An 8908-nucleotide genomic window follows, 5' to 3' on the forward strand; every position below is an offset into this window, starting at 1 on the left:
CCCGTTGGCCGGCCGCGTCGAGCACCAGCGCGCTGGCGGTGAGGTGGGCCGGGAGGCAGGTGACCAGCATCCCGTCGTCGTGGTCGAGCAGGTGCCGGACGTACGCCCTCCGCAGCTCGTCCTGGTCGTCGTCGGGGGCGACCCACCCGCGCATGATCTCCAGCGCGCTCGCGTGCAGGCGGGTGACGCCGGCAGCACCCGTCACGGAGCCGACGGCCCCGACGGCCCCTCGTCACCCGGATGCGGCGGCTCCGGCGGGGCCTCGGTGTCCTCGAGGCCGGACAGGTCGAGGGGCGCGGAGCCGCCGCGGGCGAACGCCTCGGGGTCGTCCAGGTCGTCGGCGGTCGGCAGCAGGTCAGGGTGGGACCAGAGCGACTCACGGCCGTCCTGCCCCTTCTCCGCGAGGACGGCACGCCACAGGGCGGCGGCGTCGCGCAGCCGGCGCGGCCGCAGCTCGAGCCCGACGAGGGACGCGAAGGTCTGCTCGCCCGGGCCGCCGCTGGCCCGTCGGCGGCGGACCGTCTCGCGCAGGGCCGACGAGGCCGGCAGGTGGGGGCTGGCTGCTGCGTCGACCACCTCGTCGACCCAGCCCTCGACGAGGGCGAGGGCGGTCTCGAGCCGCAGCAGCGCGGCCTTCTGCTCGGGGGTGTCCTCGGGCTCGAACATGCCTCCGGTCAGCGCCTGCTGCAGCGACTCGGGGTCGGTGGGGTCGACGCTGCCCATGGCCTCCTCGAGCCGGCCGACATCGACGGTGATGCCGCGCGCATAGGCCGCGACCGCGTCGACGAGGTGCGCCCGCAGCCAGGGAGCGTGCGCGAACAGCCGGTGGTGCGCCGCCTCGCGCAGGGCCAGGTAGAGCCGCACCTGGTCGGCCGGCACCTCGAGCCCCTCGCCGAAGACCGCCACGTTGGCGGGCAGCAGGGCGGCTCGCCCGGCGCCGGCCAGGGGCAGCCCGACATCGGTCGACCCGACCACCTCGACCGCCAGCGAGCCGATCGCCTGGCCGAGCTGGGTGCCGAACATGGCGCCGCCGATGCTGCGCATCATCTGCTGCAGCGGGCCGGCCATCTGCGACATGGCCGCCATCTGCTCGGCGGGCAGCCCGGCCATCCCGGGCAGGCCGCCGGCGAGCGGGCCGCCCTCACCGGTGAGCATCGAGCCGAGGGAGTCGACGACCTTCCCGGCGACCGGGTCGACCAGCTCGCGCCAGGCCGGGAGCGTCGCCTCGACCCACTCGGCCCGGCTCCACGCGGCGACCGCCGTGGCGCCGCTGGGGAAGGCGGTGGCCTCGTCGAGCCACAGCTCGGCGAGGCGCATGGCGTCGAGCACCGGCTCCCGGTCCGACGTGGTGACCGACCGGTCTTCGCTGGCGGCCACCGCCTGGCGCGCGACGTCGCGGGCGAGGTCCCAGTTCACCGGCCCGCCCTGCCACGACATCAGCTGGCCGAGGCGCTGCAGCGCCGCACCGATGTCACCGCCGCCACCGCCGAGCATCGCGGCGAACGGGTCGGTGGGTGCGCCACCGGCCGGCGTCCCGCCCGAGGGCTGGTCGCCGGAGGGGCGCTCGCCCTCGCCGCCGTCCTCGGGTCCGGGGTTGAAGCCGAAGGGGAAGTTGCTCATCGCAAGAGCCTCGCGTCCGGTCGATCGTGCGGGTGTCGTGCTGCGGTGCGCGGACTTGGCAGGATGGGTGCACCATGACTGCCGTGCCGTCCACCGTAGCCACCGGTCCAACAGGTCCGGGGCCGCGGTGAGTTCCCCGAGCGAGGCCGCCGAGCCGGCCGTTCGCTCTCGGCGCACCCGAGGGCCGAAAGGCCCGGTCATCGCCGTCACCGGGGCCGCCGAGGGTCTGGGCGCCGCGCTGGTCGCCCGCCTGGCCCAGCGCGCGGACGTGGCCAAGGTCGTGGGCCTGGACGCCCGCCGAGGCGACGTCCCCGGGGTGACCTGGCGGGTCCTCGACGTCTGCGACCCGTCGCTGGCGACCCGTCTCTCGTCGGTCGACGCCGTGGTCCACCTCGCGTTCGACGCCTCGCTCGACGGCGACGCCCGGGCGAGGGGGGAGCGCAACGTCCGCGCCGCCCAGACCGTGCTCACCGCGGCCGCGGCGCGCGGCGTCCGCCGCGTCGTGCTGTGCACCTCGGCCATGGTGTACGGCGCCCAGCCGGACAACCCGGTGCCGCTCGACGACGACGCCCCCCTGCGCGCGGTGCCCGACGGAGGGCTGCTGTCGGACTGGCTGGAGATCGAGCGGCTGGCCCGCGCGGCCCCGCGCAGCCACCTCGGCCTCGAGGTCACGGTGCTGCGCCCGGCCGCCCTGGTGGGCCCCGGGGTCGACAGCGTCTTCACCCGGCACTTCGAGGCGCCGCGGCTGCTCGTCGTGCGGGACAGCCGGCCGCGCTGGCAGTTCTGCCACGTCGACGACCTGGTCGCTGCGCTCGAGCTGGCCGCGGTCGGCGAGGTCAGCGGCACGGTCACCGTCGCCTGCGAGGGCTGGATGGAGCAGGAGGACGTCGAGCTGGTCTCGGGTCTCCGCCGGATCGAGCTGCCGGCCTCGCTGGCCCTCGGCACCGCCGAGCGGCTGCACCGGCTGGGCATCATCCCGGCACCGGCCAGCGACCTGCAGTACGTCATGCACCCCTGGGTCGTCTCCAGCGGCCGGCTGCAGGCAGCAGGGTGGCGGGCGACGTACGACAACCCGACCGCCCTGGGCCTGCTCCTCGAGCAGGTCAGCGGGCACCACGCGGTCGCGGCCCGCAGGGTGGGCAAGCGGGACGCCACCATCGGCGCCGGCGCGGCGGTCGCCGTCGTCGGCACCGCCGCCCTGGTGCGGATCGCGCGTCGGAAGCGGCGGGCCTGATGTCGTCCGGACAGCAGGTCGTCCGGCTGCTCGACATCCGTGACACCCCGCTCTCGGTGGACGAGGTGTTCCGGGCCGTTGCCGACCCGGCAGCCGGCGGCACCGCGGTGTTCGTCGGCGCCGTCCGGGGCCAGGACGGCGGCCGGTCGGTGACCGACCTGGGCTACTCCGCGCACCCCTCCGCCCTCGACGAGCTGCGGACCGTCGCCGGCGAGGTCGCCGCCGCCCACGAGGTCGTGGCGGTGGCGGCCGTGCACCGGGTCGGCGACCTCGCGGTGGGCGACCTGGCGGTCGTCGTCGCCGTGTCCTGCACCCACCGCGGCGAGGCGTTCGTCGCCTGCCGGGCGCTGATCGACGAGCTCAAGTCGCGCGTGCCGATCTGGAAGCACCAGGTCTTCGCCGACGGTGACGAGGAATGGGTCGGCCTGCCCTGAACATCCCGGCTTCCGGCGCCCCGGGCGACTATCCTCGGGGTACGTCCGGCTGAACCGCCCGCCTGCGACACCCGAGGTCCGATGTCTGCGCTCGTCTGGCTCACCATCCCGGTCGGGGCCCTGGCCCTGGCCCTGCTGTGGGTCGCCTGGGCCACCCGCACCCGCCCGCGCGCGGACACCCACGAGACCGTGGCGGCGCACCGCCGGTTCCAGGCCGCGTTCGACAGCCGCCACGACGGGGTGCCCGACCCCCGGCCCCCGTCGGACCAGCATGCGCTGGAGCACCACCGCGACAGCGCCTGACGTCGCGCCCCGCGACAGTGCCTGACGTCCCCTAGGCTCTCCCCTCGTGTCGCGTCGCACCCTCACCCTGGCCGTTGCCGGGTTCCTCGTGGTGCTGCTGTCGGCGATCGCCGCGCTGCTGCCGGTGCCGTACGTCGCGCTCGAGGCCGGGCCGGTGACCGACACGCTCGGGTCGGTGGGCAAGACCCAGCTGATCCGGATCGACGGGCGCGAGACCTATCCGGTGAGCGGCAACCTCGACCTCACCACGGTGCACGTGCTCGGCGGGCCGGGCAGCCAGCTCGGGCTGGTGACCGCCCTGCGGGGCTGGCTCGACGACGGCATCGCGATCGTGCCCGAGGACACCGTCTACCCGCCGGGGGAAACCGCCGAGGAGGCCGAGAAGGAGAGCGCGGCCGAGATGCGTGACTCCCAGGAGAACGCGACGACGGCCGCCCTGCGCGAGCTCGGCATCCCGGTCGAGATCACCTCGTTCGTGCAGGACGTGCCCGAGGGATCACCGTCGAGCGGCAAGCTGGAGACCGGCGACGAGCTGGTGGCGATCGACGGTACCCCGGTGGCCGGCGGGACCCAGCTGCGCGAGCTGATCACCGCGCACGACCCGGGGGACGAGGTGCGGGTGACGGTCCGGCGCGACGGCGAGGAGCGGACCGAGACCGTCACCACGGAGCGGGCCGAGGACGGCCGGGCCATCGTCGGCATCACCACCCGGGACGAGGCCGACTACCCGTTCACCGTCGACATCTCCCTCGAGGACGTCGGCGGCCCCAGCGCCGGTCTGATGTTCGCGCTCGGCATCGTCGACAAGCTCACGCCCGGGTCGCTGACCGACGGCGCGCACATCGCCGGCACCGGCACGATCGACGACACCGGCCACGTCGGCGCCATCGGGGGCATCACCCAGAAGATGCTCGGCGCCGAACGGGCAGGTGCCACCGTCTTCCTGGCCCCGGCCGGCAACTGCGACGAGGCCAAGGAGACGGTGCCGGACGGGCTGCGGCTGGTGAAGGCGCGGACGCTGTCCTCGGCGGTCAGCTCGCTCGAGCAGCTCGCCGAGGGCCGCACCCAGGGTCTGCCGCGCTGCTGACGCCGGGCACTGAGAGCAGCTGGTCCCGGCCGGCTCAGTCGGCCAGCGTGGCGGCCAGCGCAGCCGAGAGACCCGGCACCAGGTCCGGGCCGGTGAGCACCGACGTCTCGTCGTCGTGCGCCCGCATCCGCAGGGCGCAGCTGCGGGACCCGTCGCGCAGCACCGACGCGACGATGCGCACCTCCTGCCGCTGCGGGTGCTCGGCCAGCCAGCGCAAGGCGTCCTGCTCGTCCTGCGGCATGTCCTTCTCCGCGTCCGGCGGCACCATCAGCCGCTCGACGCACAGGGCCGAGCCGAGCACCTCCGGCGGCCAGGCGATGCCCCCGAGCAGCTCCTCGATGGAGGCGTGCTCCGGGAGGTCGCCCTGATCCACCGGCGTGAGCCCGCCCGGTTCGTCCGACCCGCCCACCTGCTCGGCCAGCTGGGGCTCGCGGCGCAGCAGGTCGGTGGTCTCGACCAGCGCGTAGAGGCGGGTCGGCTGGTCCCAGCCCGCCTGCGCCGCGTGCCGCTCGACGTCGAGGGTCAGCGCGTCCAGGCGCCGGTTGGCGCGGGGGTTCGCAGGCTCGGCGAGTCCGGTCATGGCCCAGATCCTTCCCCCGCCCGCTCTGCCGTGCGGGAACTACCCCCCTGGTCGGTAAGTTGAGCCGACGAGCCCGCCGCCGGCGGTGACCCGGCCCGACCGAACGGAACGTGTGTGAGCTTCGACATGCCGGGCTCGGGGAACCCTCCCCGTCGCCCCGTGATGACCGCCCGTCGACGCAACCGGGTGCTGCTGCCGACCCTGGCGATCCTCGGTGGCCTGCTCATCGCGTTCAGCATCTTCACCGGCTTCTACACCGACCTGCTGTGGTTCCGCTCGGTCGGCTACTCCTCGGTGTTCACCCGCACCCTCGGTGTCAAGGCGCTGCTGTTCTTCCTCTTCGGCATCCTCTTCGCGGCGGCCGTGGCGGTGAACTTCGTGGTGGCCTACCGCACCCGGCCGGCCTACCAGGCGATGATCCCCGGCCAGCAGGAGCTCGACCGCTATCGGATGGCGCTGGACCCCTACAAGCGTGTCGTCGTCCTTGTCATCTGCACCCTGCTCGGCCTGATCGCCGGCTCGTCCGCCGCCGGTGAGTGGCGGGTCTACATGCAGTGGCGCAACGGTGTGGACTTCGGCGAGGAGGACCCGCAGTTCGGCAAGGACGTGTCGTTCTTCGCGTTCGACCTCCCGTGGTGGCGTTTCGTCCTCGGCTTCGCGTTCGCCACCGTCGTCGTGTGCCTGATCGCGGCGGCGGTCACGCACTACCTGTACGGCGGGCTCCGCCTGCAGGCGCTGCTGGGCGAGCGGGCGACGCCGGCCGCCCGGGTGCACCTGTCGGTGCTGATGGGGCTGTTCGTCCTGCTGCGGGCGATCGCCTACTGGCTGGACCGCTACGGCCTCGCGGTCGGCGGCCATCGCATCGGCAAGGCCGACTTCACCGGCCTCAACTACACCGACGTCAACGCGGTGCTGCAGGGGAAGACGATCCTGGCGATCATCTCGCTCCTGTGCGCGGGCCTGTTCTTCGCCAACATCGTCCGGCGCACGTGGCTGCTGCCGGGAATCGGCGTCGGGCTGCTGCTGCTGTCGGCCCTGCTGGTCGGGGGCATCTACCCGGCGCTCGTGCAGCGCTTCCAGGTGACTCCCAACCAGGCGGACAAGGAGGCGCCGTACATCAAGCGCAACATCGAGGCGACGCGTCAGGCCTACGACATCGACGACGTGCAGATCCGCGACTACAGCGCGGCGACGACCGCATCCGACGAGGAGCTGCGTGCCGCGTCCGAGACGACGGCCAACGTGCGACTGCTTGACCCGGCCCTGCTCAGCCCCACGTTCAAGAACCTTCAGCAGTTCCGGCAGTACTACGACTTCGCCGACTCTCTCGACGTCGACCGCTACACCCTCGACGGGGAACGGCGCGACGTCGTCGCCGCGCTGCGTGAGGTGAGCCTGCAGGGTGTGCCGGAGGCCCAGCGGAACTGGATCAACGACCACACGGTCTACACGCACGGCTTCGGGTTCGTCGCCGCCCTCGGTGAGGAGACGACGGACGGCGGCCGACCGTCCTTCGTCTCCTCCGACATCCCGCCGATCGGCGAGATCACCGACTACCAGCCGCGGGTCTACTTCGGCCAGGAGTCGCCCACCTACAGCATCGTCGGCGGGTCCAAGCCGGTCGAGCTCGACTACCCGGACGACTCCGCCCCCTCGGGCATCCGCAACAACCGCTACGGCGGTGGCGGCGGCGTGCCGTTGGGGAGCGCGTTCAACAAGCTGCTCTTCGCGATGAAGTACCAGGAGCCGAACTTCCTGCTCTCCGACCGGATCCAGTCGGACTCGAAGGTCCTCTACGTCCGTGACCCCAAGGAGCGGGTCGAGAAGGTCGCGCCATGGCTGACCCTCGACGGCGACCCGTACCCGGTCGTCGCGGACGGCAAGATCCAGTGGGTCGTGGACGGGTACACGACCAGCAACGGCTACCCGTACTCCACGCGCAGCAGCCTCGGCGACGTGACCGCCGACTCGCGCACCACGGAGACCACCGGCATCGTGACGCCGGTCGACCGGGTCAACTACATCCGCAACTCGGTCAAGGCGACGGTCGACGCCTACTCCGGGAAGGTGACGCTCTACACCTGGGACGCCAAGGACCCGGTGCTCGAGACCTGGAAGAACGCCTTCCCCGGCACCGTCGAACCGCGGTCAGCGATCAGCGATCAGCTATTGGCCCACCTGCGCTACCCGGAGGACTTCTTCAAGGTCCAGCGCGAGCTGCTCGCGTTCTACCACGTCCAGAACCCGCAGACGTTCTACAGCGGCTCCGACTTCTGGCGGACCCCGGACGACCCGACGACGCAGACTCCCGACCCCGGCCCGCAGCCGCCCTACTACCTGACCTTGCGCATGCCCGGCCAGGACCAGGCGACGTACTCGCTGACGTCGACGTACGTCCCGACCGGGGAGCGCGAGAACCTCGCGGCATTCGTATCGGTCAATGCCGACCCGGGGCCGGACTACGGCACCTTCCGGGTCCTGCAGCTGCCGCGGTCCCTGCAGATCAACGGCCCTTCGCAGGTGCAGAACGCGTTCGAGTCGGACGACACCGTCGCCGAGGAGATCAACATCCTCAAGCGCGGCACGACAGTGAAGTACGGCAACCTGCTCACCCTGCCGCTCGGCGGCGGCCTGCTCTACGTGGAACCCGTCTACGTGCAGTCCGAGTCCGCGACGTCGTTCCCCTTGCTGCGCAAGGTGCTCGTCTCGTTCGGCAATGACGTGGCCTTCGAGGACACCCTCGAGCAGGCGCTGGACTCGCTGTTCGAGGAGCAGGGCGGGGTGTCCCCGCCGCCCGACGATGGGACGACCGCGCCGCCGCCCGGCGGGCAGGAGGACCAGAACGCTGCGCTCGCCGATGCGCTGGCCGACGCGCAGCAGGCGATCCAGGACGCCGAGGAGGCGCTCGCCAACGGCGACTTCACGGCCTACGGCGAGGCGCAGCAGGCGCTTCAGGAAGCCGTCGACCGTGCGGTGGCGGCCCAGCAGGCCGGCGCCACGACCTCGACGCCGTCGGGCAGCGCCAGCCCGTCGGCCACCGCGACGGGCTCGGCGTCGCCCAGCCCGGCCGGCAGCGCCACGCCCTCGGGCTGACCCGCGGGTCACAGGCACCGACTCGAGCACCCCGGCCATGTCGGCCAGGTGGACCGCGCCGGGCGCCGGACCTCCGCGCACCGATTTGCCGGGCCCTGTGGCGGCAGGTAGATTGGTGGGCGCGACGCGGGGTGGAGCAGCTCGGTAGCTCGCTGGGCTCATAACCCAGAGGTCGCAGGTTCAAATCCTGCCCCCGCTACCAAGAAGGTGCAGGACGAGGGCCATGATCAATGATCATGGCCCTCGTCCTGTGTGGGCTCGATGTGGGCAGCGCACGCCAACAGTCCCCACGAGCGATTCGGCCAAGACGAAAGCTGAAGTCGCGATCGGACTCGGCCGGACGTGAGCGGAGGCACTCCCCGGATCCTGCGTCGCGAGACGACTTGACCTCTGGGTCGTTGTCCGACGGCCATGCGCCAGACGAGTGACGCCGATGATCTGGATCAACGAGCGGCTGACCCACAGGTAAGTCTCGACGTCAGCTCGAATTCCGACTGCTTGACGCTGGCGACTTGGTGGACTGACCTTGGCATATGGCGGGGACCCAGTTCGTTGGC

The 8908-nt window shown here is 72.5% G+C and carries 8 protein-coding genes and 1 tRNA gene; 6 read left to right on the forward strand and 3 right to left on the reverse strand.

Translation table 11 applies throughout. The annotated features are described in order from the left end of the window. Both VK640_09340 and VK640_09345 read right to left on the reverse strand, forming a co-directional pair. Nucleotides 1-205: NUDIX hydrolase (locus VK640_09340; protein HTE73389.1), on the reverse strand; the 205-nt coding region annotated here is incomplete at its 3' end. Beyond that, a complete protein-coding gene (locus VK640_09345) occupies nucleotides 202-1620 on the reverse strand; it encodes a zinc-dependent metalloprotease (GenBank protein ID HTE73390.1) in 1419 nt (472 codons plus the stop codon). The genes VK640_09340 and VK640_09345, both read right to left, overlap by 4 nt. Before the next feature lie 127 nt (nucleotides 1621-1747). Between VK640_09345 and VK640_09350 the strand changes: the two genes are divergently transcribed. The 4 genes from VK640_09350 (at nucleotide 1748) to VK640_09365 (ending at nucleotide 4678) form a co-directional block, all read left to right on the forward strand. Further along, nucleotides 1748-2854: an NAD-dependent epimerase/dehydratase family protein gene (locus tag VK640_09350; GenBank protein HTE73391.1), complete on the forward strand. Its 1107-nt coding sequence runs from the start codon at nucleotides 1748-1750 to the stop codon at nucleotides 2852-2854. After that, entirely contained in the window at nucleotides 2854-3288 is a 435-nt protein-coding gene (locus VK640_09355; GenBank protein HTE73392.1) for a molybdenum cofactor biosynthesis protein MoaE, read from the forward strand. The genes VK640_09350 and VK640_09355 overlap by 1 nt, the downstream gene beginning before the upstream one ends. An 81-nt stretch (nucleotides 3289-3369) precedes the next feature. Continuing rightward, nucleotides 3370-3591 (forward strand): hypothetical protein, encoded by a 222-nt coding sequence (locus tag VK640_09360; protein ID HTE73393.1) that lies wholly within the window; start codon nucleotides 3370-3372, stop codon nucleotides 3589-3591. Between the two features lie 46 nt (nucleotides 3592-3637). Next, a complete protein-coding gene (locus VK640_09365; protein ID HTE73394.1) occupies nucleotides 3638-4678 on the forward strand; it encodes a PDZ domain-containing protein in 1041 nt (346 codons plus the stop codon). Between the two features lie 34 nt (nucleotides 4679-4712). Here the strand turns inward: VK640_09365 and VK640_09370 are convergent, their stop codons facing one another. After that, nucleotides 4713-5258, reverse strand: coding sequence for a PPA1309 family protein (locus tag VK640_09370; protein ID HTE73395.1), 546 nt, complete (start codon nucleotides 5256-5258; stop codon nucleotides 4713-4715). Nucleotides 5259-5420: 162 nt separating this feature from the next. Here VK640_09370 and VK640_09375 point away from each other — a divergent pair, with 162 nt between their 5' ends. Continuing rightward, nucleotides 5421-8351 carry a UPF0182 family protein gene (locus tag VK640_09375; GenBank protein ID HTE73396.1) on the forward strand — a complete coding sequence of 977 codons (2931 nt, stop codon included), beginning with the start codon at nucleotides 5421-5423 and terminating at the stop codon, nucleotides 8349-8351. A 125-nt stretch (nucleotides 8352-8476) separates the two neighbouring features. Continuing rightward, nucleotides 8477-8553, forward strand: a tRNA-Met gene (locus VK640_09380). Nucleotides 8554-8908: the final 355 nt, after the last annotated feature.

Source organism: Actinomycetes bacterium, assembly GCA_035489715.1.
In the GTDB taxonomy this organism is placed as follows: Bacteria; Actinomycetota; Actinomycetes; order JACCUZ01; family JACCUZ01; genus DATHAP01.

Excerpts from the sequence above, each read along its gene's own strand:
- VK640_09375 (HTE73396.1), top strand. The coding sequence starts at position 5,421 with ATGACCGCCCGTCGACGCAACCGGGTGCTGCTGCCGACCCTGGCGATC.
- VK640_09370 (HTE73395.1), bottom strand. The coding sequence starts at position 5,258 with ATGACCGGACTCGCCGAGCCTGCGAACCCCCGCGCCAACCGGCGCCTG.
- VK640_09360 (HTE73393.1), top strand. The coding sequence starts at position 3,370 with ATGTCTGCGCTCGTCTGGCTCACCATCCCGGTCGGGGCCCTGGCCCTG.
- VK640_09345 (HTE73390.1), bottom strand. The coding sequence starts at position 1,620 with ATGAGCAACTTCCCCTTCGGCTTCAACCCCGGACCCGAGGACGGCGGC.
- VK640_09355 (HTE73392.1), top strand. The coding sequence starts at position 2,854 with ATGTCGTCCGGACAGCAGGTCGTCCGGCTGCTCGACATCCGTGACACC.